Origin of the sequence: Pseudomonas sp. D8002 (assembly GCF_013385695.1) — a bacterium.
In the GTDB taxonomy this organism is placed as follows: Bacteria; Pseudomonadota; Gammaproteobacteria; order Pseudomonadales; family Pseudomonadaceae; genus Aquipseudomonas.
In genome coordinates, this window is sequence record NZ_JACAPM010000014.1 from 43270 (window position 1) to 62273 (window position 19004).

The 19004-nt window shown below is 60.3% G+C and carries 25 protein-coding genes; 19 read left to right on the forward strand and 6 right to left on the reverse strand.

Annotation, left to right across the window (positions count from 1 at the left end):
• The first annotated feature begins 16 nt into the window (after positions 1 to 16).
• The 15 genes from HX807_RS08625 (at position 17) to recX (ending at position 10737) form a co-directional block, all read left to right on the forward strand.
• Entirely contained in the window at positions 17 to 634 is a 618-nt protein-coding gene (locus HX807_RS08625; RefSeq protein WP_102604883.1) for a hypothetical protein, read from the forward strand.
• Positions 635 to 895, forward strand: a complete 261-nt coding sequence (locus HX807_RS08630; protein WP_102604882.1) for a tail fiber assembly protein — start codon at positions 635 to 637, stop codon at positions 893 to 895.
• Positions 896 to 983: 88 nt separating this feature from the next.
• On the forward strand, positions 984 to 1157 hold the full coding sequence (locus HX807_RS08635) for a hypothetical protein (RefSeq protein WP_003208665.1): 174 nt from the start codon (positions 984 to 986) through the stop codon (positions 1155 to 1157).
• A 2-nt stretch (positions 1158 to 1159) separates the two neighbouring features.
• Positions 1160 to 2326 carry a tail protein gene (locus tag HX807_RS08640; RefSeq protein ID WP_008433540.1) on the forward strand — a complete coding sequence of 389 codons (1167 nt, stop codon included), beginning with the start codon at positions 1160 to 1162 and terminating at the stop codon, positions 2324 to 2326.
• Positions 2326 to 2832, forward strand: a complete 507-nt coding sequence (locus HX807_RS08645; protein ID WP_003208662.1) for a phage major tail tube protein — start codon at positions 2326 to 2328, stop codon at positions 2830 to 2832. Before HX807_RS08640 ends, HX807_RS08645 begins: the two co-directional genes overlap by 1 nt.
• A 51-nt stretch (positions 2833 to 2883) precedes the next feature.
• The gene (locus tag HX807_RS08650) at positions 2884 to 3465 is read left to right on the forward strand and encodes a phage tail assembly protein (RefSeq protein WP_003208660.1); all 582 of its coding nucleotides are present in this window, start codon (positions 2884 to 2886) and stop codon (positions 3463 to 3465) included.
• Between the two features lie 127 nt (positions 3466 to 3592).
• Positions 3593 to 5791: a phage tail tape measure protein gene (locus HX807_RS08655; RefSeq protein WP_177049756.1), complete on the forward strand. Its 2199-nt coding sequence runs from the start codon at positions 3593 to 3595 to the stop codon at positions 5789 to 5791.
• Positions 5791 to 6174 (forward strand): phage tail protein, encoded by a 384-nt coding sequence (locus HX807_RS08660; protein ID WP_003208656.1) that lies wholly within the window; start codon positions 5791 to 5793, stop codon positions 6172 to 6174. The genes HX807_RS08655 and HX807_RS08660 overlap by 1 nt, the downstream gene beginning before the upstream one ends.
• Positions 6167 to 6379 (forward strand): tail protein X, encoded by a 213-nt coding sequence (locus HX807_RS08665; RefSeq protein ID WP_003208655.1) that lies wholly within the window; start codon positions 6167 to 6169, stop codon positions 6377 to 6379. The genes HX807_RS08660 and HX807_RS08665 overlap by 8 nt, the downstream gene beginning before the upstream one ends.
• A 9-nt stretch (positions 6380 to 6388) precedes the next feature.
• Positions 6389 to 7396: a phage late control D family protein gene (locus tag HX807_RS08670; protein WP_134327260.1), complete on the forward strand. Its 1008-nt coding sequence runs from the start codon at positions 6389 to 6391 to the stop codon at positions 7394 to 7396.
• A gap of 114 nt (positions 7397 to 7510) precedes the next feature.
• The gene (locus HX807_RS08675; protein WP_023659218.1) at positions 7511 to 8068 is read left to right on the forward strand and encodes a glycoside hydrolase family 19 protein; all 558 of its coding nucleotides are present in this window, start codon (positions 7511 to 7513) and stop codon (positions 8066 to 8068) included.
• Complete coding sequence (locus HX807_RS08680) at positions 8056 to 8547, forward strand: lysis system i-spanin subunit Rz (RefSeq protein ID WP_177049758.1); 492 nt, start codon at positions 8056 to 8058, stop codon at positions 8545 to 8547. The genes HX807_RS08675 and HX807_RS08680 overlap by 13 nt, the downstream gene beginning before the upstream one ends.
• A 71-nt stretch (positions 8548 to 8618) precedes the next feature.
• Positions 8619 to 9119 (forward strand): CinA family protein, encoded by a 501-nt coding sequence (locus HX807_RS08685; RefSeq protein ID WP_003208648.1) that lies wholly within the window; start codon positions 8619 to 8621, stop codon positions 9117 to 9119.
• An 83-nt stretch (positions 9120 to 9202) separates the two neighbouring features.
• Complete coding sequence (gene recA, locus HX807_RS08690; RefSeq protein WP_003208645.1) at positions 9203 to 10261, forward strand: recombinase RecA; 1059 nt, start codon at positions 9203 to 9205, stop codon at positions 10259 to 10261.
• An 8-nt stretch (positions 10262 to 10269) separates the two neighbouring features.
• Positions 10270 to 10737, forward strand: a complete 468-nt coding sequence (gene recX / locus HX807_RS08695; RefSeq protein WP_003208644.1) for a recombination regulator RecX — start codon at positions 10270 to 10272, stop codon at positions 10735 to 10737.
• Positions 10738 to 10903: 166 nt separating this feature from the next.
• On the opposite strand, the gene HX807_RS08700 is transcribed toward recX, so the two are convergent.
• Complete coding sequence (locus HX807_RS08700) at positions 10904 to 12013, reverse strand: TIGR00730 family Rossman fold protein (protein ID WP_003208643.1); 1110 nt, start codon at positions 12011 to 12013, stop codon at positions 10904 to 10906.
• Positions 12014 to 12388: 375 nt separating this feature from the next.
• On the reverse strand, positions 12389 to 12829 hold the full coding sequence (locus HX807_RS08705; protein ID WP_003208640.1) for a PA3611 family quorum-sensing-regulated virulence factor: 441 nt from the start codon (positions 12827 to 12829) through the stop codon (positions 12389 to 12391).
• A 205-nt stretch (positions 12830 to 13034) separates the two neighbouring features.
• Between HX807_RS08705 and HX807_RS08710 the strand changes: the two genes are divergently transcribed.
• The 3 genes from HX807_RS08710 to HX807_RS08720 all read left to right on the forward strand — a co-directional run bounded on the left by HX807_RS08710 (position 13035) and on the right by HX807_RS08720 (position 15088).
• Entirely contained in the window at positions 13035 to 13745 is a 711-nt protein-coding gene (locus HX807_RS08710; RefSeq protein WP_177019277.1) for a tRNA-uridine aminocarboxypropyltransferase, read from the forward strand.
• 254 nt (positions 13746 to 13999) lie between these two features.
• Positions 14000 to 14650: a response regulator transcription factor ErdR gene (gene erdR, locus HX807_RS08715; RefSeq protein ID WP_003208636.1), complete on the forward strand. Its 651-nt coding sequence runs from the start codon at positions 14000 to 14002 to the stop codon at positions 14648 to 14650.
• 75 nt (positions 14651 to 14725) lie between these two features.
• A complete protein-coding gene (locus HX807_RS08720; protein ID WP_003208635.1) occupies positions 14726 to 15088 on the forward strand; it encodes a diacylglycerol kinase in 363 nt (120 codons plus the stop codon).
• On the opposite strand, the gene HX807_RS08725 is transcribed toward HX807_RS08720, so the two are convergent.
• The gene (locus tag HX807_RS08725; RefSeq protein WP_003208633.1) at positions 15085 to 16011 is read right to left on the reverse strand and encodes a LysR family transcriptional regulator; all 927 of its coding nucleotides are present in this window, start codon (positions 16009 to 16011) and stop codon (positions 15085 to 15087) included. The genes HX807_RS08720 and HX807_RS08725 overlap by 4 nt on opposite strands.
• Before the next feature lie 124 nt (positions 16012 to 16135).
• Between HX807_RS08725 and fpr the strand changes: the two genes are divergently transcribed.
• Positions 16136 to 16915 (forward strand): ferredoxin-NADP reductase, encoded by a 780-nt coding sequence (fpr, locus tag HX807_RS08730; protein WP_003189055.1) that lies wholly within the window; start codon positions 16136 to 16138, stop codon positions 16913 to 16915.
• A gap of 118 nt (positions 16916 to 17033) precedes the next feature.
• On the opposite strand, the gene tsaA is transcribed toward fpr, so the two are convergent.
• From tsaA to HX807_RS08745, 3 genes are all read right to left on the reverse strand, one after another.
• On the reverse strand, positions 17034 to 17729 hold the full coding sequence (gene tsaA, locus HX807_RS08735) for a tRNA (N6-threonylcarbamoyladenosine(37)-N6)-methyltransferase TrmO (RefSeq protein WP_003208631.1): 696 nt from the start codon (positions 17727 to 17729) through the stop codon (positions 17034 to 17036).
• A gap of 4 nt (positions 17730 to 17733) precedes the next feature.
• Positions 17734 to 18195, reverse strand: a complete 462-nt coding sequence (locus HX807_RS08740) for a DUF1456 family protein (protein ID WP_003208629.1) — start codon at positions 18193 to 18195, stop codon at positions 17734 to 17736.
• 77 nt (positions 18196 to 18272) lie between these two features.
• Positions 18273 to 18983, reverse strand: coding sequence for an rRNA pseudouridine synthase (locus HX807_RS08745; protein ID WP_003208627.1), 711 nt, complete (start codon positions 18981 to 18983; stop codon positions 18273 to 18275).
• Between the last annotated feature and the right edge of the window lie 21 nt (positions 18984 to 19004).

Here is a 19004-nt window from a genome sequence, read left to right on the forward strand (position 1 = left end):
TAAAGGAGTTACTATTTTGAGTACGGAAACGCAAATAGCCAACCTGGTTCAGGCTTCCAACAATCTGACCAGTGCCGTGAATGGCAAGATTGGCGATATTGACAAACGAATGGATCAAGCCCGTGCGGAATTTGATCAGTTTCGTGCACTTAAGGATGTAGTTGGAGAACCCGGCGCACCCGGGACGTTGTTGATGAGTGTCTTCCAAGGGCTTGTTTGGGGTACGGGAGCCCCCTATAACGTTGACGCTTCTGGTGGCATGGTAGCGACGGACCTTGGATCCTCAATGGAGGTTTACGCCCATTTCAAGTTGCCGTTTTCTATTAATACCGATGATCAGATGTTCTGGCTGAATATTCGCGGTTATAGTTACGGTAGTTCTTTGGTGCTGGATGAAACATTTGCCGGGTATGTTTATTCGCCTCAGCGCGCAGTTATAAATCAATCTTGCTTTGGGAAGTTTGCGCCGGCCATCTATGCTGATACGGCTGGTAATGCGATCTGCCGAATTAAAATACCCAATGTGTATGTTACATCGTTGCGAATTGACACTATGCAGATTGGTCGCTATCGCGCGATCAAAGTCGGTGAGATCAAGTCGAAACTTTCCCTTTCCCCAACGGTGGTTTTCTAAATGGCTGAAGTATTTGTCTCGCCTACTCAATCTCATATCCCCAGCAAAGAAGGTCTTGAATGTTTGGAATGGTCCTCCATTCGCGTCCGTCGCGATCAACTTTTGCGAGAAACAGACCATACCCAAGTCCAGGACAGCCCTCTGAGTGAAGTTCAGCGTGCGGAAGTCGCTGCTTACCGCAAACTGTTGCGGGATGTCCCGCAAGATGTAGGCGATCCTTTCACTGTTGTATGGCCAGAAAAACCTGGTTTCCTTAAATAACGATAGCCACCGCGAAAGCGGTTTTTTTTCGCCCGCCAAAGCCCCTCTCGCAGGGGCTTTGGCGTTTTTCACCCGGAGAATCCCACTCATGTTTAACCGCCAAACCTACACCGTCCTCATTCCATTCCCCACCGGCAACGGCCACTGGTCTACCGCCGGCGAGGAACTGGAACTGCTGGACGTCGAAGCATCCGCCCTGCGCACCGCTGGCCGCCTGGAACTGACCAGCGTCCTCAACTCCACCCCGAAGAAGGCTGACTGATCATGGCTGAGGTTTTGAACTTCGAACACAACGGCATCACCGTGAACGCCACCGAATCCCCCGAGGCCATGGGTGGCCTGGGCGATAACGTCATCGGCCTGGTGGGCACTGCCCCCAACGCCCATGCGTCGATTCCGAAAAACGCCCCGTTCCGCATCAACAGCTTCACCACCCAGGCGCTGCTGGACCCTACCGGCGCTGAAACCGGCACGCTGTTCCACGCCGTTTACCAGATCCTCAAAGTGGTCAAGGTGCCGGTCTACGTTGTGATCGTCGACGAGGGCACCACCCCGGCCGACACCATCAATAACGTAATCGGCGGTGAAGAGCCGGTCACCGGCCGCAAACTGGGCCTCGCCGCCCTGGCCAGCGTCCCCGAAGACCTGACCATCATCGGCGCCCCGGGCTTCACCGGCACCAAGGCCGTGGCCGGCGAATTCGCCTCCTTCGGCAAGCGCATCAAGGCCCGTGTGGTGCTGGACGGCAAGGACGCAACCGTCGCCGATCAGGTGACCTACAGCGGCGAACTGGGCGGTGCCGATCTCGGTTTCGACCGTTGCCTGCTGGTGCACAACATGCCGTCGGTGTACTCCAAGGCCGCGAAGAAAAACGTGTTCCTGGCGCCGTCGTCCCTGGCCATCGCCGCGCTGGCCAAGGTCAAGCAATGGGAAAGCCCGGGCAATCAGGTGACCTTCGCCGAAGACGTGTCCCGCGTGGTTGAGTACAACATCCTCGACACCTCCACCGAAGGCGACCTGCTCAACCGCTACGGCGTGAGCTACTACGCCCGCACCGTCCTCGGCGGTTTCTCGCTGCTGGGTAACCGCTCCATCACCGGCAAGTTCATCAGCTACGTGGGCCTGGAAGATGCGATCAGCCGCAAGCTGGTCAAGGCCGGCCAGAAAGCCATGGCCAAGAACCTGACCAAGTCGTTCATGGACCAGGAGGTCAAGCGCATCAACGACTGGCTGCAAACCCTGGTGGCCGACGAGACCATTCCCGGCGGCAGCGTGTACCTGCACCCGGAATTGAACAGTGTCGAGAAGTACAAGAACGGCACCTGGTTCATCGTCATCGACTACGGCCGCTACGCGCCGAACGAACACATGATTTATCAACTCAACGCCCGCGATGAAATCATCGAGCAGTTCCTGGAGGACGTTCTCTAATGTTTACCAACCGAATCAGACAGGCCATGGCGGCCACCCTTCAAGGCCTGCCGTTGTCGGCGACGGTCACCTCGTTCGCACCGCCGAAGATCGACTTCGACATGGAACAGATGACCGGCGGACGTTTCATCGCCGAAGAAATGGCCAAGAGCGCCAAAGTGCTCAACGCCACATTGGAGCTGCAAGGCGCGGGTCCGGAAATCATGCTTGCCCTGGGGGTGCGCCTGGGCGATGACATTTTGCTGAACGTGCGTGAAGCCGGCCAGGACCAGGACGGCAAGACTTACTTCACCTACCACACCATCGGCGGCAAGCTGAAAACCCTGACCGAGACAACCCTGAAGATGGGCGATAAACCCGCCATCACCCTGGAGTTCTCCTGCCGCACCTACAACCGCCTGGAAAACGGCATCCCGGTGATCGACATCGACGTGCGTACCCAGAAGTTCGTGCTTAACGGCGTCGACATCCTCGGCGATGCCCGCCGCGCGGTACTGATGCCTTAAGGCCCCGGGAGCGGGTTTTCCCGCTCCCATACTTCACCAAGGAATTGACTCATGGCCTGGATGCCTCCGCTGCACATCCTGCTGTCGCCGATCACCGCTGATACCGGCGCGCTGATCGAGCAGATTCAACTCAAGCCGTTGTTCTACGCCGCGCAAAAAGACGCGCTGGCCCGGGCCGGTGATGACGAGGACGATCAGTTCTTCGAACTGGCCAAACTCGCCACCGGTCTGTCGGAAAAAGAACTCGACCAACTCAAGCGTCCGGACTATGTGAGCATCGCCCAGTACGTGCACGACATGTCGACCCGGCCTGCCTCGTACTTCCTCGACGCCGACGAGCAGCCCCGCGAATCGGCGACCAGTGAGCACGTCTCGCTGCTGTTGCCGCTTGACACCGGCGGCCGCCGTCTCACCAGCCTGATCCTGGAAATGCCCGCCCTGCGTGCCACCAAGGCGATGAAAAAACTCGCCACCAACAAAGAGCGCGCCGAGTTCATCACTGCCCACTGCACCGGCCTGATGATCCCGGATCTCGCCGACCTCAGCGTGCCCGACTGGACCGAACTGCAGGGGCGCATCGACGATTTTTTAAACAAACCGGCGGACTTCTTTCGGAGCGCGACATCGAAGTAATTCTCGACATCGTGCCGCTCATTTACTCGGTAAATGAAGCGGAAATCCTGGACTGGGACGCCGGAAAAGCATTGCGCCGCTACGACATCGCGATCACTCGCCTTGGCGTCAAACAGGAGTAGAGCGGATGGCAGACAGTAAATTTGGATTGAGGTCGCTCATCGCCAGGGACGGCGAGGCGATTTACGGCTCGCTTGAAACGGCCGGGGCAGGCGCCAGCATCCAGCCGATTGCGCCGATGCTTGCCGGCCCGTCCTGGCTTGATACCGTACCCAAGGCCGTGCCGGGCCAGGAACTGGCGAATGTCGGTGCGCAACTGACGCAACTGGTCACGGGGCAGACCCGGCTCATCGACACGCTGGAGAGGTTCAACGGCTCATTGCTCGATGTGATGGGTGCCCTGAAAACCGGCAAGGGTAATAGCACGGGCGGCGCCTCATCCGATACCGTCAAACCCTCGCAGGCGCTGGAAACGGCGATGACCGACCTGCATGAAGTGGTGGGGTTTGCCGGGCATGAGCGCACACAGCTGCGCGAAGCCAACCTGGCCTTGGCGTCCGACCCGATGGTTGCCGCAAGTGGCGCAGATGCTGTCGACCTGGCAAGGGTGGAGCAGGTGGGGGCCCGGTCCGGCGTAGGCAAGGACCTTGAAACTCGCCAGGCTGATTTGCTGCAGTTCGCCCGCGATAGCGCGCTCATCGCCGCGGCCTTTCAGACCGATATCAAGACGGCCGGCGAGATGATGGGCGGCTGGCGTGGGTCGATGAAGCTGGATCGCCCGCAGGCGCTGGATCTGGCTGACGCCACCAACGTGCTGGGTTCCCACGCTTCGCTCAAGGCCGATGCGGTGGATATTGGTTCGATTGTGCGCCAGAGCACTGCCGCGAGAACGTCGGGCATGAGCCCCGAGCAGGTAGCGGCGTTTTCGGCGGCGTTGCTGACGGTTGGTAACAACCGGGCGTCTGCCGGGCTTGCGGTGGAAAAAGTCGGCGCCGCGCTGGCCAAGGGTGACGGTGCCTCCGAGGGGCAGCGTGCTGCCTGGGCAGAGCTCAAGCTTGACCCGAAGGTGCTTGCGGCAGGCATGAAGCAGGACGCACCGCAAACAGTGCTGACGGTCCTCGAGGCGCTCAAGGCGCAGCCCCAGGAAAGGCAGGCGGCACTGGCCACGCAGTTGTTCGACGGTAACCGCTCGATTCTGAGCCTGGTGCCGGTAATCGACACGCTGAAGCAGGCCTTTTCGGCGGTGGCCGACAAGTCGACTTACGCGACTTCGGTCCTGGGAGACCAGGGCTCGGTCATGCGTTCGGCGACCGGGCGGGCAGACTCCACGCAAGCTCATGAACAAGCCTTCCAGGCCAGTACCACCCGCCTGGAGACAGCTTCCGATACGGCGATTGCACCCCTGAAAAACGGCGCACTGACGGTGCTGACCTCAGTGGTCAATGGCTTGGGCTGGCTGGCTGAATCGCTGCCCAAAGCCACGGCCGCCCTCACATTGGCCGCGGTGGTGATGGTGCCGCTGGCGAAGAAGCTCGGCGGCACTGTCGTGGACAAAGTCTTCGACAAGGTCGCCGGGAAAGTCCTGGGCGAGGGTGACGCGCCCCGCGATGCCGGTGGCAACAAGTCCGACCCGTCCGGCAGCAAAGGGAAGTCACAAGGTAGCGACACACGCCAGGGCGAGCGCACGCCAGGCAAAAACTCAGGCCCTGATGCGCCCACGAAAACCAACAGAGCCAGCCGAATCGCGAAGCGCGGTTCGTTGGCGTTGGTGGTGGCAGACGCGGGTATCAATCTCATCAAGGGCGCGAGCAATGGCACCCTGAAAGAGTCCGTTGGCGCCAGTGTGGGGTCGATAGGCGGTGGCGTCGCGGGTGGTGTGGCCGGCGAGGTTGCAGGGCTGGCCATTGGGCGAGCCGTTGGCACGCTCGCCGGGGCGGCGCTGGGTTCGATTATTCCGGGCGCCGGCACAGTGTTGGGCGGTGTGATCGGCGGCTTTGCCGGCGGTGCAATCGGTAAGGTGGTGGGCGGCGTCGTCGGCACGTTCGTCGGCAGCGACGTCGGGGCGAGCCTGGGCGAGAAAGTCATGAGCAGTGACGACCGTCTCCCGCCACCCGAACAGGTCAGCCAAAGCCTTCCCAACGCTCAAACAGACAACCGGCAAATCAACTTCGCCCCGCAGATCAACATTACCGCACCCGAGCAGACCAGTTACCAGGCGCTGGCGGCGCTCGTCGTGCAACAGATCGAGGCGCAGTTCACGCCGCTGTCGATGGACAACCTGCTGGCGACGCGACGCGACGCGGCACTCACCGATGGAGCGGTTTAATGCGACAACAAATGGTGTTGGGCAGCTTTATTTTCGGGCTGTCGCGCGGGTTTGCCTACGCGACCCTCGACCGTAACAGTAGCGGTGGCTGGGTCGCGCTGGACATCATTGCCGGCAAACCCAAGTCCAGCCAGACCGGCCAGGCCCTCGAAACATTGACCTTTGCCGGCAAGGCGGCGCGTGGCATTGGCATGGCCAGGCTCGACGAACTGCGCGACTTGCAGGCCTTGCGTACACCGCTGCCGTTGGTGGACGGGATTGGCCGTAACTGGGGGCTGTGGACGATCAAATCGGTGGACGAGAAACAAGCCAACGTGATCGACGACGGCACCGCCATGCTGATCAATTGGACGTTGATACTGGAGGAATTCGTCAATGCGTAGAGTCCGAAGTATTGCCGGTGACTCCGTCAACCTGCTGCTCTACCGCGAACTGGGTCGCAGCGACGACGCTGCCGAGGAAGCACTGTGGCATCTCAACCCGGACCTCGCGGAACACGGGGCGGTATTGCCGGCCGGCATCGGTGTAATCGTACCGGAGCTGGACGCGCGGCCCGCCGCAAAAAAACCGGTTTCGGTTTGGGATTAAGGAGGAACCATGGCACTTGGATTCACACCGGCGGTGGAAATTTACGGGACCAATGCCGCGCTGCTCAACGAGCGATTACTGGAGTGGGAACACACCGATGCCGCAGGCTTCGTCTCCGACCAACTCAAGCTGACCCTCGACATCGAAGGGCTTGAGGGATTGCCCAGCCTGGGTGGGAGGATCGGCCTGCGGGTCGGTTACCTGGAGACCGGCCTGGAGGACAAGGGGCTCTTCAAGATTACCCAGCGCACCCCGTACCTGTTCCCCCTGCGCCTGGTGCTGGTGGCCACGGCGGCGCCGTTCGACCAGGACGAATTCAAACAGCGCCGCACAGCCAGCCATGGGCCAACCACCCTGGGCGCACTGTTCCGCCAACTGACCACGCATTATGGATTCTCACCCAGGGTCGCGCCGGATCTGGACGCTGAAAAGATCGCTCACATCGACCAGACCAACGAAAGCGACATGAGCTTCCTGACCCGGCTTGCCAAGCGTTTTGATGCGGTGGCCAAGCCTGTCGACGAGCTGTATGTGCTGGGCCGTAAAGGCCAGATCACCTCGCTGTCGGGCAAGCCGCTGCAAGAAGTGCGGCTGTCGGTCACCCGTGATAACCGTCCGGGCGACCGCGCGTTTATCAGCGCCAGTTTTACCGAGACCAGCCGGGCCAAGTTCGAAGGGGCCAAGGCGTCCTGGTGGGATGCCGCTACCTGCAAGAAACGTGAGGTGGAGGTGGGCGGTGCGCCGTTCAAAGTCCTTGCCCAGCGCTACCAGAGCGAAGACGAAGCCAGGACGGCGGCCGAAGGCGAGATGCGCCGGGTTAGCCGTGAAGGCCTGCAGATCAATGTGATATGCCCCGGCAACCCGGCGTTCCAGGCCGAAGGGCTGCTGGTGCTGGATGAAACCTGGCCCGGCTTCATGCAGGGGCGCTGGTCCATCGACACGCTGAGGGCCGTCGGCAAACGCAAGGAAAGCTACCGATGCACGATCAAGGCGAACGGATTGTCGTCACCGCAATGACGTGCTCGATCGGTTCCTTCTACCCTATCCCCTCGATAGCCAAACGGCCCGCTGGATGGCCTTGGTTGGACGCTGTTGCTCAGTAAATATCTGGGCGTGTGAGAGTAAAAAACGATGCTGATAACACTCCCTCAACTTATCCAGGTAATGCCTGGAGCCCGCCTTAGAGCGGGCATTTTTTTAGCTCCTTTAAACGAGGCTACTGCACGTCACCAAATCACCACACCCAAACGCATCGCCGCCTTCCTCGCCCAAATCGGCCACGAATCAGGCGAACTGCGCTACGTACGTGAACTGGGCAGCGATCAATACCTGAGTAAGTACGACACCGGCACCCTGGCCGCCCGCCTGGGCAACTCCCCGGAAGCTGATGGCGATGGCCAGAAGTATCGCGGCCGCGGCCTGATCCAGATCACCGGCCGGCGCAACTACCTGGCGTGCAGTCAGGCACTGTTCGGCGATGAGCGTTTGTTGCACCAACCGGAGTTGCTGGAGACGCCGCAATGGGCGTGCGAATCTGCCGCGTGGTTCTGGCAGCGCAATGGCTTGAACGAGCTGGCTGACCAGGACCAGTTCACCACCATCACCCGGCGCATCAATGGTGGCCTCAACGGTCTGGAGAACCGTATGCAACTGTGGGCGCGGGCGAAGGCGGTGTCATGGGCTTCCTGACGTCGTGTCGCCTGCTTGGGTTTTGCCTGTTGTTCGCAGTTTCGGCGGGTGTTGCCTGGCAGGTACAGGCTTGGCGATATGGCGCACAACTCGAGCACCTGCAGGCTCTGCATGCCGCAGCACTCAGCCAGCAACAACAGGCCGAACAGGACAAACGGCTGGCACTGGAGCAACAACTCAGCGCCAGCGACCAACAACACACCCGGGAGCTTTCCGATGCACAACGCGCTCAGGCTCACCTGCGGGATCGCCTGGCCACTGCTGATGTGCGGTTGTCAGTCCTTCTCGACGCCAGCGACTCAGCCAGCGGCTGCCCAATGCCAGCCACCGCCACCCCCGGCAGCCTGGTTCATGGCGCCCCGCGAGCCCGACTTGACCCGGCGCATGCTCAACGAATTATCGGCATCACCGACGACGGCGACAACGCAATGATCGCCTTGCGCGCCTGCCAGGCGTATGTCCGGGCCGTCGCGCGTTAGTCTCTTGTAACTTGCATGGCCCATGGGCTCCTGTAGGGTAGGCGAATGCCCGTCCACTCCAGGAGATGACCGTGAAGGAAATTACTCAACTCGCCGCTGAACTTGGCCGACGCTTGCAGGTTCTCAATGCCCACGTCACGACGGCCGAGTCGTGCACCGGCGGCGGTATCGCCGAGGCAATCACGCGGATTCCCGGGAGTTCGGCCTGGTTCGAGGCGGGCTATGTCACGTATTCCAATCGCCAGAAGACCCGGCAGCTGAATGTGCCGGAGGCCCTGTTCCCCAAGGTCGGTGCCGTCAGTCGCGAAGTGGTGGAGGCGATGGTGCGGGGCGCCCAGGAGAAAAGCCTGGCGCGTTTTGCCGTGGCAGTCAGCGGCGTGGCCGGGCCCGATGGCGGTTCGCCGGACAAGCCGGTGGGCACCGTATGGCTGGCCTGGGGCGTGGGCGATGAGGTTACCGCCGAACTCGAACACTTCCCCGGCAACCGCGACGAGGTCCGCCGACAAACGGTAAAGGCCGCGCTAGAGGGCTTGTTGCGACGAGCTGCAGCAGAAATAGAAAATCAGGGGTAGGCGATCACGGATCTTTGTGGAACAATACTGTCTACTTATACAGGTGTTGGCCGCCAGGCCTTATTGATTACGTGAGGACTTTAATGGACGACAACAAGAAGAAAGCCTTGGCTGCGGCCCTGGGTCAGATCGAACGTCAATTCGGCAAGGGTGCCGTAATGCGTATGGGCGATCACGACCGTCAGGCGATCCCGGCTATCTCCACTGGCTCTCTGGGTCTGGACATCGCGCTCGGCATTGGCGGCCTGCCAAAAGGCCGTATCGTTGAGATCTACGGTCCTGAATCTTCCGGTAAAACCACCCTGACCCTGTCGGTGATTGCCCAGGCACAAAAAATGGGCGCCACCTGTGCGTTCGTCGATGCCGAGCACGCCCTGGATCCTGAATACGCCGGCAAGCTGGGCGTCAACGTTGACGACCTGCTGGTTTCGCAACCGGACACCGGTGAGCAAGCGCTGGAAATCACCGACATGCTGGTGCGCTCCAACGCCATCGACGTGATCGTGGTCGACTCCGTGGCAGCCCTGGTACCCAAGGCTGAAATCGAAGGCGAAATGGGCGACATGCACGTGGGCCTTCAAGCCCGCTTGATGTCCCAGGCCCTGCGTAAAATTACCGGTAATATCAAGAACGCCAACTGCCTGGTGATCTTCATCAACCAGATCCGGATGAAGATCGGCGTGATGTTCGGCAGCCCGGAAACCACCACCGGTGGTAACGCGCTGAAGTTCTACGCTTCGGTCCGTCTGGACATCCGTCGTACCGGCGCGGTGAAGGAAGGTGACGAGGTTGTCGGTAGCGAAACCCGCGTTAAAGTCGTGAAGAACAAGGTGGCCCCGCCGTTCCGTCAGGCCGAGTTCCAGATTCTCTACGGCAAGGGTATCTACCTGAACGGCGAGATGATCGACCTGGGCGTGCTGCACGGTTTCGTCGAGAAATCCGGTGCCTGGTATGCCTACAACGGCAGCAAGATCGGCCAGGGCAAGGCCAACTCGGCCAAGTTCCTTGCGGATAACCCGGATGTTGCCGCTACGCTCGAGAAGCAGATCCGCGACAAGTTGCTGACCCCGGCACCTGACGTCAAGGCTGCCGCCAACCGCGAGCCGGTTGAAGAAGTAGAAGAAGTCGACACTGACATCTGAAGCAAACGATGAGCGTTGTCCTGGATACACCCGTCGCCGTAAGGCGCACTGCAATGGACCTGCTCGCACGGCGCGAGCATGGTCGAGTCGAGCTGACGCGTAAGCTGCGTCAGCGTGGCGCAGATCCCGAGATGATCGACGCAGCCCTTGACCGTTTGACGGAAGAAGGGCTGCTGTCGGAGTCCCGTTACCTCGAAAGTTTCGTCTCCTACCGAGCCCGATCCGGCTATGGCCCTGCACGAATTCGTGAAGAGCTGAGCCAGCGTGGCCTGCAGCGGGCTGATATCGAACTCGCGTTGCGTGAGTGCGGCATCAGTTGGCAGGCACAACTGGAAGAAACCTGGCGGCGCAAGTTTGCCGGTCATCTGCCCATTGATGCGCGTGAGCGGGCTAAGCAAGGTCGCTTCCTGAGTTATCGCGGGTTTTCGATGGAGATGATCAGTCGCTTGTTGAGCGGTCGGGATATGGATGACTGAAGGCTGCGCCTGGTAAATGGTTGCTCTGATCACTACGGGGCTTGGTGTGGCGAGGGAGCTTGCTCCCGCTGGGCTGCGCAGCAGCCCCAACCTGCGCATCGTTCTACTGGCACAATCCAAAAGGCCCACTATGAAAATAGCGGGCTTTTTTCGTTTCAGTGTCAGGTCACGCCGTCTCCGTCACCCGCTGCTGCGTTTTTCCCTGAGCCTGGGCCCAGTTTTCCGGCAAGTTGATGTAATCCACCAATTCCCGCAACCGTCCCTGATCACGCCCGTTGAAGTTGAACACCAGCCGCGTCAGATGGCTGAAGCTTGGCTCGTCATGCTCTTCGCCGGTGTACGCGATTTGTTGGAAGTCGCCACTGAGGCGAAGGCTGGCGAACGCCTCCTGCAGGTGGGCCAGTGCGCGGTCACTCAACGGATGATTCATGCGAATCACAAACTGGCGCTTCAGCCAGCGGGTGGAGTGGAAGTTGGCGTAGAACTGGTTGATTTCGTCCACCGCCTCTTCGGCGCTGTACACCAGGCGGACCAGCTTGAGGTCGGTGGGCAGGATGTAGCGATTGGCCTCAAGCTGGCTGCGGATAAAGTCCAGTGCGCCTTGCCAGAAGCTACCGCCTGGTGCATCCAGCAGTACCACCGGTACCAGCGGGCTTTTGCCGGTCTGGATCAGGGTCAGCACCTCCAGCGCTTCATCCAGGGTACCGAAACCGCCCGGGCACAGGATCAAGGCGTCGGCTTCCTTGACGAAGAACAGCTTGCGGGTAAAGAAGAAGTGGAAGGACAGCAGGTTCTCGGTGCCATCGATGGTCGGGTTGGCGTGCTGTTCAAAGGGCAGGGTGATGTTGAACCCCAGGCTGTGCTCCAGGCCGGCACCCTCGTGGGCCGCCGCCATGATGCCGCCGCCACCGCCGGTGATCACCATCAGATCCGAACGGGCCAGGACCGCGCCCACTTCCCGGGCCAGTGCGTACAGCGGGCTTTCCACCGGCGTGCGCGCCGAGCCGAACACCGTGACTTTGCGCCGCCCCTTGAACTGTTCGAGCACGCGGAAGGCGTGGTCCAGTTCCCGGATCGCCTGCAAGGTTATCTTGGCATTCCAGCGGCTGCGGTCGTCCTGGGCCATGCGCAACACGGTGAAGATCATGTCGCGATAAAGGGGGATATTTGGGCTGTTGGGCGCAATCAAGTGGAGTTGCGCGTCGACCTGCTGCGTGAGGTCGGTGCCGTTTTCTTCAAATTGACGGATCAGGAGTTCATTCGGTTCGTAAGGCATTCAACTTCTCCTTCTTCACAGAACCCTGGGTGCCGGCGAGAGATTCGTCGGGACCACGACACTGCATGTGTCGTTGCCTCTGATTAACGAGGTGGGCGAAACCGGTTCTGTATATTCCTTATGATTAAAAACCTTTGCATTGCACGCTCAGGAGGGCAACCCTCTTTTGCCCTGAAAATGTTACAGGACGGTGTGATAACCCGATGTTCCAGGCGTTCCGGATGAATTGATCATGAGCCTATAAAGTCTTGGCTGGCAACCGCTTATTGATCACTTCTGAGGGAGTTTAGACGCTGCCGCGAGCGGGCAATGGCGGAGAGTGCAGAGGGGTATATTGCGCGCCGCTGGTCAGCGGCGCGCGACAGGAGTTATCGCTTACTTTTTCTTCTTCGCGGCAGCCGGTGCCGGGCAATCTGCTTCCTGGAACTTCACCGAGGCTACCGGGCGGTTGGTTTTGTTCTCGGTGATTTCATAGCGCATGATCGCGCCCTTGGCCATCAGCTCGCGGTAACCCTTGTTCAGGCACACACTTTGGCCGAGTTGGAAGTACACAGCCTTGGGGTTGGCGCGCATTTGCTCGGCGCGGTCGGGCAGTACGCTCAGATGGTCAATCAGCTGCAAGCCTTCAACGGTGTAGGCAACTTCCAGGGTCTTTTCGTCAATTTCCCGTGGCAGTTCTTTGTTGGTTTCCTCTGCGACGCTTTGCAGCTTCCTGTTCAGTTGAGCCTCCAGCAACGAGGCCGCTTGGGCACCCAGAGGCAACACCAGCGCGAGGGCGACGGACGGAACTACAAGGCGTGGCATAAGACGCAGCATGAAACTCTCCTGATTCGGTTACTGGTGCATAGACCAGCCACTGCGCTGTGCGTTCAGTGGCGCGGGATTATAGGTGACCGCTTGCCCCTAGGGCCAGCCTATTGCCGGGAAGTGCAGGTGGCCGGGGGCGGCTCTGGTAAACTGCGGTAACTTTTGCCTTCCGAGTTCTATCCGTGTCGATTTCCACTTCCCTGCGGCGCACCCGATGAGCCATGCCGTCTCCCGTTTGCGCACGCAGCGCCTGGCCCGTGCCGTAAAACCGTTTGTAGCGCGAGGCTCGCGGGCCGAACGCTGCCCCGGCTGCCGGGTGATTCCCGAGTACTGCCTGTGCGCCTGGCGGCCCAAGGTCCAGGCCAGATCCGGCATGTGCCTGCTGATGCACGACGTAGAGCCGATGAAACCCAGCAACACCGGCTGGCTGATTGCCGATGTGATCAACGACACGACCGCGTTCCCCTGGTCGCGCACTGAGGTTGAGCCGGAGTTGCTGACCTTGCTGGCCGACCCGCAATGGCAGCCATACATCGTCTTTCCCGGCGAATTCGTGGCCCCGGAGCGGGTGGTCCATCAGGTCAAGCTGGAGGAGGGCAAGCGCCCGCTGTTCATTTTGCTGGACGGCACCTGGAGCGAGGCGCGCAAGATGTTCCGCAAGAGCCCGTACCTGGAGCACTTGCCGGTGCTGAGCCTGGCGCCCGAGCAACTGTCGCGCTACAAGCTGCGTCGCTCCAAGCGTGATGACCACTTCTGCACCGCCGAAGTCGCCGCGCTGTGCCTGGAGCTGGCTGAAGATGCCGCAGCCAGTGAAGTCCTGGATGCCTATCTGGACGTATTCAGCACTCACTACCTGGCCGCCAAGTTTCAACTGGCGCTGGACCCGGCCGATGTCGTCCATACTCGCCTTGCACCTTATCTATAGGTGTCATGGCCAGCCGACCTTTGCATGATGGCCGCGCAAACGCGCAGCCCGCTAAAATAGCCACGGGCGTAGCGCTTGACCACCCAGGCTACGCTGGGCATGCTTGGCGCCGATTGGGGCGCTGTCACAGATTGGATACGTCGCTTTTTGACGTTGAGCGCGCCCTTTGGTGACTGCTGGCCTGGCAGCCACCTTGCGCGTTGGCGAGCACTGAACCCATCAGTGCCGCCCTAAAAAACAGGATCATTTAATAAATGGCCACATACGAAATCCTGATTGCCGATGACCACCCGCTGTTTCGCAGTGCGCTGCACCAGGCGGTCACGTTGGGCCTGGGGCCGGATGTACGCCTCGTCGAAGTCGCCAGCATTGCCGAGCTGGAAACCCGCCTTACCGAAAAGTCCGACTGGGACCTGGTCCTGCTGGACCTGAACATGCCGGGTGCCTACGGTTTTTCCGGGCTGGTGCTGCTGCGTGGGCAATACCCGCAGATACCGGTGGTGATGGTATCGGCCCAGGAAGAGGCGTCGGTGGTGGTGCGCTCCAAGGAGTTCGGTGCCAGTGGTTTCATTCCCAAGTCCAGCTCCATGGAAGACATCCAGAAAGCCGTGCGCACGGTGCTGGATGGCGATGTCTCCTGGCCGCCGCAGGCCTTTGAAGAGATCAACGTCTCCGACGAAGCCAAGGCCGCGCGTGATGGCCTGGCCAGCCTCACGCCCCAGCAGTTCCGCGTATTGACCATGGTCTGCGAAGGTCTATTGAACAAACAGATTGCCTACGAGCTGAGCGTGTCGGAAGCGACCATCAAGGCTCACGTCACGGCGATCTTCCGCAAGCTCGGCGTACGTACGCGAACCCAGGCGGCGCTGCTCTTGCAACAACTTGAGTCAATTTCGCAGCATTAAGACGCTGTTCATTCACGTTTTTTTGACTTTGCTTACTCTAGTTTCCCCACACCTTTTTGCTCAGTTGCCTACTCTATGTCGCCTTTCAAGGGTCAAACCGGTATCAAACGTATCTTCAACGCAGGCGGATATTCCCTGGATGGCCTGCGTGCGGCTTTCACCGGCGAGGCGGCGTTTCGTCAGCTGGTGTTGCTCAATGTCATCCTGATCCCGCTGAGTTTCTTCCTTAACGTCAGCCGGGTAGAGCGGGCGCTGCTGATCGCCGTGTGCCTGCTGGCGTTGATCGTCGAGTTGCTCAACTCCGCCGTCGAAGCGGCGATCGACCGGATTTCCCTGGACCTGCACCCCTTGTCGAAAAATGCCAAGGACATGGGCAGCGCCGCGCAGTTCGTAGCGCTGACCATGATTACCCTGGTGTGGGCCGTGATCCTGATCTAGGCAATGGTCGGCAGTACGATCTCGTCGCTGCGCTGCACCCCGGCGGTGAACGACCGGCACAGCTCGAGGAATTCGCGCATCGCCGAGGTCTGGTACTTCTGCTTGTGCCAGATGAAGTAGAACTGCCGGGCCAGGTCCAGGTCCGGGGTTTCCACCGGTACCAGGCTGCCACGCCGGAAGGCGTCGCGCAGCGCCAGCCGGGAAATGCAGCCAATCCCCAAGCCTGATTCCACCGCGCGTTTGATTGCCTCGGTGTGTTCCAGCTCCAGGCGGATATTCAGCGCGCTGCGGTGATGCCGCATGGCCTGGTCAAAGGTCAGGCGTGTTCCAGAGCCTTGTTCCCGCAGGATCCAGGCTTCATGGGTCAGCTCTTCCATGGTCGCCTGGCCGCGCTTGGCCAAGTGATGCTGGGGGGCGCAGAACACCACCAGTTCATCTTCCACCCAGGTTTGCACCTCGATGTCCGGGTGGCTGCAGTCGCCTTCGATTAGACCCAGATCAATTTCGTAGTGCGCCACCTGATGCACGATATGCGCAGTGTTCTGCACATGCAGCTTCACCTGGCTCTCGGGATGCTGCTGCATGAAGCTGCCGATCAGCAGCGTGGCCAGGTAGTTGCCGATGGTCAGCGTGGCCCCGACCGCCAGGGAGCCGAAGCCCGACTTGCCGTTGAGCAGGTCCTCGATCTCCTTGGCCTGGTCCAGCAGTGCCACCGCCTGGGGCAATAGCTGGTGACCGAGGGCGTTGAGGCTCAGGCGTTTGCCCGCGCGGTCGAACAATTGGCAGCTGGATTGACGCTCCAGTTCGGTAATCGACGTGCTGGCGGCGGATTGAGATAAGGCCAGAAGGCCAGCAGCGCGCGAGACGCTTTCCTGCTGGGCGACGGCGACGAAGACTTGCAGTTGACGTAGAGTAAATCGCATATCGATATAACCGATAACCCTTATCTTAATAATCCAGTTAACAGATATTGTCGCCGCCATTAGAATGCTGTGCAATTGCGCATCCATCATTTGGCGCAGACCCATTTCCAGGAGTCCCCCGTACATGAGCAACATGAACCACGAGCGTGTCCTCAGTGTTCATCACTGGAACGACACTCTGTTCAGCTTCAAGTGCACCCGCGATCCGGGCCTGCGCTTCGAGAACGGTCAGTTCGTGATGATCGGCCTGCAACAGCCCAACGGCCGCCCGCTCATGCGCGCTTACTCGATTGCCAGCCCGAACTGGGAAGAGCATCTGGAGTTCTTCAGCATCAAGGTGCCTGATGGCCCGCTGACTTCCCAATTGCAGCACTTGAAGGAAGGCGACGAGATCATCATCAGCAAAAAACCGACGGGCACCCTGGTGCTTGACGATTTGAAGCCGGGCAAACACCTGTACCTGCTCAGCACCGGCACTGGCCTGGCGCCGTTCATGAGCGTGATCCAGGACCCGGAAACCTACGAGCGTTTCGAAAAAGTGATCCTGTGCCACGGCGTGCGTTACGTCAACGAAGTCGCCTACCGCGAATTCATCACCGAGCACCTGCCGCAGAACGAGTTCTTCGGCGAGGCCCTGCGTGACAAGTTGATCTACTACCCGACCGTGACCCGCGAGCCGTTCGAAAACGAGGGCCGCCTGACCGACCTGATGCGCAGCGGCAAGCTGTTCAGCGATATCGGGCTGCCGCCGATCAATCCTGAAGACGACCGCGCCATGCTGTGCGGCAGCCCAAGCATGCTGGATGAAACCAGCGAAGTGCTCAACAGCTTCGGTTTGAAGGTTTCCCCGCGTATGCGTGAGCCGGGCGACTACCTGATCGAGCGTGCGTTCGTCGAGAAATAAGCGCGACGCAAAAAAATGTGGGAGCGGGCTTGCTCGCGAAAGCGGTATAACAGTCACCAGATGTATTGACTGATCCACCGCTTTCGCGAGCAAGCCCGCTCCCACATTTGTTTCCGGTTTACCCGGCCGACACGACTTCCAGCACACAAATCATCCCGGCTTCGGGATAGTGCCAGCGCACATCAACATCCCAGAACTGCGCCCCGTATTCCCGCTCCGGCCCCGGCGTCTGGTACGCCGGCCGTGGATCCTGCGCCAGGCACTGCTCGATCAACGCCACCAATGGCTCGCCAAGGCGCTGAGCGTGGCCTTCTGCCTGTTGCAGCGCAGTCTTCAGCCACTGCACGGGAATCAGCTGTGGCGCAGCGCTGGCGATGCTGTTGGTCGCAGTGTCAACTATGTCTGCGTACGGCACGTACGGCTTGATGTCGAGAATCGGTGTGCCATCCAGCAGGTCGATCCCGGATATCCACAGGCGTCCATCTTCCACCTTGTCCAGCTTGACCACTGACTGGCCGATGCCGTTGGGCCGGTGCGTCGCGCGGGTGGCGAACACGCCCATGGACGTGTTGCCACCCAGGCGAGGCGGGCGCACTTTCAGGCGGGGCTTGTCTTCCAGCGCCTGGTGGAACAGGAACAGCAGCCACACATGGCTGACCTGTTCCAAACCCTGCACCGCCTCACCCTGGTCGAATGGCGCCACCAACTCCAGCACGCCCCGGGCGGCAGGCGCCAGTTGTGGCTGGCGCGGGATGGCGAACTTCTCCTTGAAGCAGGAGCGGACAAAGCCGATGGGCGAGACGCTGTAGTTCACGGGTTTAGGCGCGAACGCGCAGGGTCAGGCCCTTGAGGAAGTTGCGCAACAGCTGGTCACCACAGGTGCGGTAGTTGGTGTGGCCGAACTTGCGGAACAGTGCGCTCAGCTCAGGCTTGGACACCGGGAACTCGGAGGCCTTGAGGATTGCGTGCATGTCGTCTTCCTTCAGTTCGAAGGCCACGCGCAGTTTCTTCAGGACGATGTTGTTGGTCACCGGCAGTTCGATCGGCTGCGGTGGACGGCTCTCGTCCTTGCCGCGCTTGAAGATCACCAGGCCATCGAGGAAATGCGCCATGACTTCGTCCGGGCAGAACACGAAGCCTTCTTCCTCGTCTTTCTTGAGGTAGGTCAGCAGGTCGTCCTTGGTGACTTCCATGCCGCCGAGCTTGATGATCTCGACCATCTTGTTGTCGCTGATGTCGAGCATGTAGCGCACGCTGCGCAGTACGTCGTTGTGAATCATGGTGGGCAATCCTGGTCATTCAACTGTGGATACCGCCCAGGCAGGCGGTATCGAGAGATTCGGCGGCGAAAAAAGTCTTAGAATTTTTCTTTGCCGGACAGATAGCGCCATTGGCCTACCGGCACTTTGCCGATGGAGACTCCGCCAATGCGGATGCGTCGAATGGCGACGACTTTCAGGCCGACGGCTTCGCAGAACAAGGCAATCACACCCGGTTGCGGGTTTTTCAGCGCAAAGCGCAGGCGGTTCTCGTTCTGCCAGCTGGCTTTCACCGCCGGCAACTCCTTACCTTTGTAGGTCAGGCCATGGTTGAGGCGGTTCAGGCCGTGGGCGACCATGTCGCCGGACACCTCCACCACGTATTCCTGTTCGATCTTGTTCGCGTCAGCGGTCAGCTTGCGCAAAATCTTCCAGTCCTGGGTGAACACCAGCAGGCCGCTGGCCTTGGCTTGCAGGTCACTGCTGGCGGTCAGGCGCAGGAAGTGGCCCTTGAGCGGGCGCTTGCTGAAGCGGTGTTCTTCCGACAGGGTCTCGGCGTTGATCGACGCCATGGCTGTCTCGGCATCCACGCCGGCGGGGGCGTGGAACAGGATGGTCACCGGCTCCGGCGCTGTGGCCTTGGCCTCAGGGTCAAGCTCGACCTTCTGGGTGGTGACCTTGAACTGCGGCTCGTCGATCACTTCGCCGTCCACCGTGACCCAGCCGCCTTCGATGAACAGCTCAGCCTCCCGACGGGAGCAACCGACCAGTTCGATGAGGCGTTTGGAGAGGCGTAGGGGTTCAGTCATGACAAGGGCCGAAACAAAAGG

What these genes read in the sequence shown, in the direction of transcription:
- HX807_RS08630 (WP_102604882.1), top strand. Translation starts at nt 635, where the DNA reads ATGGCTGAAGTATTTGTCTCGCCTACTCAATCTCATATCCCCAGCAAA.
- HX807_RS08635 (WP_003208665.1), top strand. Translation starts at nt 984, where the DNA reads ATGTTTAACCGCCAAACCTACACCGTCCTCATTCCATTCCCCACCGGC.
- HX807_RS08640 (WP_008433540.1), top strand. Translation starts at nt 1,160, where the DNA reads ATGGCTGAGGTTTTGAACTTCGAACACAACGGCATCACCGTGAACGCC.
- HX807_RS08645 (WP_003208662.1), top strand. Translation starts at nt 2,326, where the DNA reads ATGTTTACCAACCGAATCAGACAGGCCATGGCGGCCACCCTTCAAGGC.
- HX807_RS08650 (WP_003208660.1), top strand. Translation starts at nt 2,884, where the DNA reads ATGGCCTGGATGCCTCCGCTGCACATCCTGCTGTCGCCGATCACCGCT.
- HX807_RS08655 (WP_177049756.1), top strand. Translation starts at nt 3,593, where the DNA reads ATGGCAGACAGTAAATTTGGATTGAGGTCGCTCATCGCCAGGGACGGC.
- HX807_RS08660 (WP_003208656.1), top strand. Translation starts at nt 5,791, where the DNA reads ATGCGACAACAAATGGTGTTGGGCAGCTTTATTTTCGGGCTGTCGCGC.
- HX807_RS08665 (WP_003208655.1), top strand. Translation starts at nt 6,167, where the DNA reads ATGCGTAGAGTCCGAAGTATTGCCGGTGACTCCGTCAACCTGCTGCTC.
- HX807_RS08670 (WP_134327260.1), top strand. Translation starts at nt 6,389, where the DNA reads ATGGCACTTGGATTCACACCGGCGGTGGAAATTTACGGGACCAATGCC.
- HX807_RS08675 (WP_023659218.1), top strand. Translation starts at nt 7,511, where the DNA reads ATGCTGATAACACTCCCTCAACTTATCCAGGTAATGCCTGGAGCCCGC.
- HX807_RS08680 (WP_177049758.1), top strand. Translation starts at nt 8,056, where the DNA reads ATGGGCTTCCTGACGTCGTGTCGCCTGCTTGGGTTTTGCCTGTTGTTC.
- recA (WP_003208645.1), top strand. Translation starts at nt 9,203, where the DNA reads ATGGACGACAACAAGAAGAAAGCCTTGGCTGCGGCCCTGGGTCAGATC.
- recX (WP_003208644.1), top strand. Translation starts at nt 10,270, where the DNA reads ATGAGCGTTGTCCTGGATACACCCGTCGCCGTAAGGCGCACTGCAATG.
- HX807_RS08700 (WP_003208643.1), bottom strand. Translation starts at nt 12,013, where the DNA reads ATGCCTTACGAACCGAATGAACTCCTGATCCGTCAATTTGAAGAAAAC.
- HX807_RS08705 (WP_003208640.1), bottom strand. Translation starts at nt 12,829, where the DNA reads ATGCTGCGTCTTATGCCACGCCTTGTAGTTCCGTCCGTCGCCCTCGCG.
- HX807_RS08710 (WP_177019277.1), top strand. Translation starts at nt 13,035, where the DNA reads ATGAGCCATGCCGTCTCCCGTTTGCGCACGCAGCGCCTGGCCCGTGCC.
- erdR (WP_003208636.1), top strand. Translation starts at nt 14,000, where the DNA reads ATGGCCACATACGAAATCCTGATTGCCGATGACCACCCGCTGTTTCGC.
- HX807_RS08720 (WP_003208635.1), top strand. Translation starts at nt 14,726, where the DNA reads ATGTCGCCTTTCAAGGGTCAAACCGGTATCAAACGTATCTTCAACGCA.
- HX807_RS08725 (WP_003208633.1), bottom strand. Translation starts at nt 16,011, where the DNA reads ATGCGATTTACTCTACGTCAACTGCAAGTCTTCGTCGCCGTCGCCCAG.
- fpr (WP_003189055.1), top strand. Translation starts at nt 16,136, where the DNA reads ATGAGCAACATGAACCACGAGCGTGTCCTCAGTGTTCATCACTGGAAC.
- HX807_RS08740 (WP_003208629.1), bottom strand. Translation starts at nt 18,195, where the DNA reads ATGATTCACAACGACGTACTGCGCAGCGTGCGCTACATGCTCGACATC.
- HX807_RS08745 (WP_003208627.1), bottom strand. Translation starts at nt 18,983, where the DNA reads ATGACTGAACCCCTACGCCTCTCCAAACGCCTCATCGAACTGGTCGGT.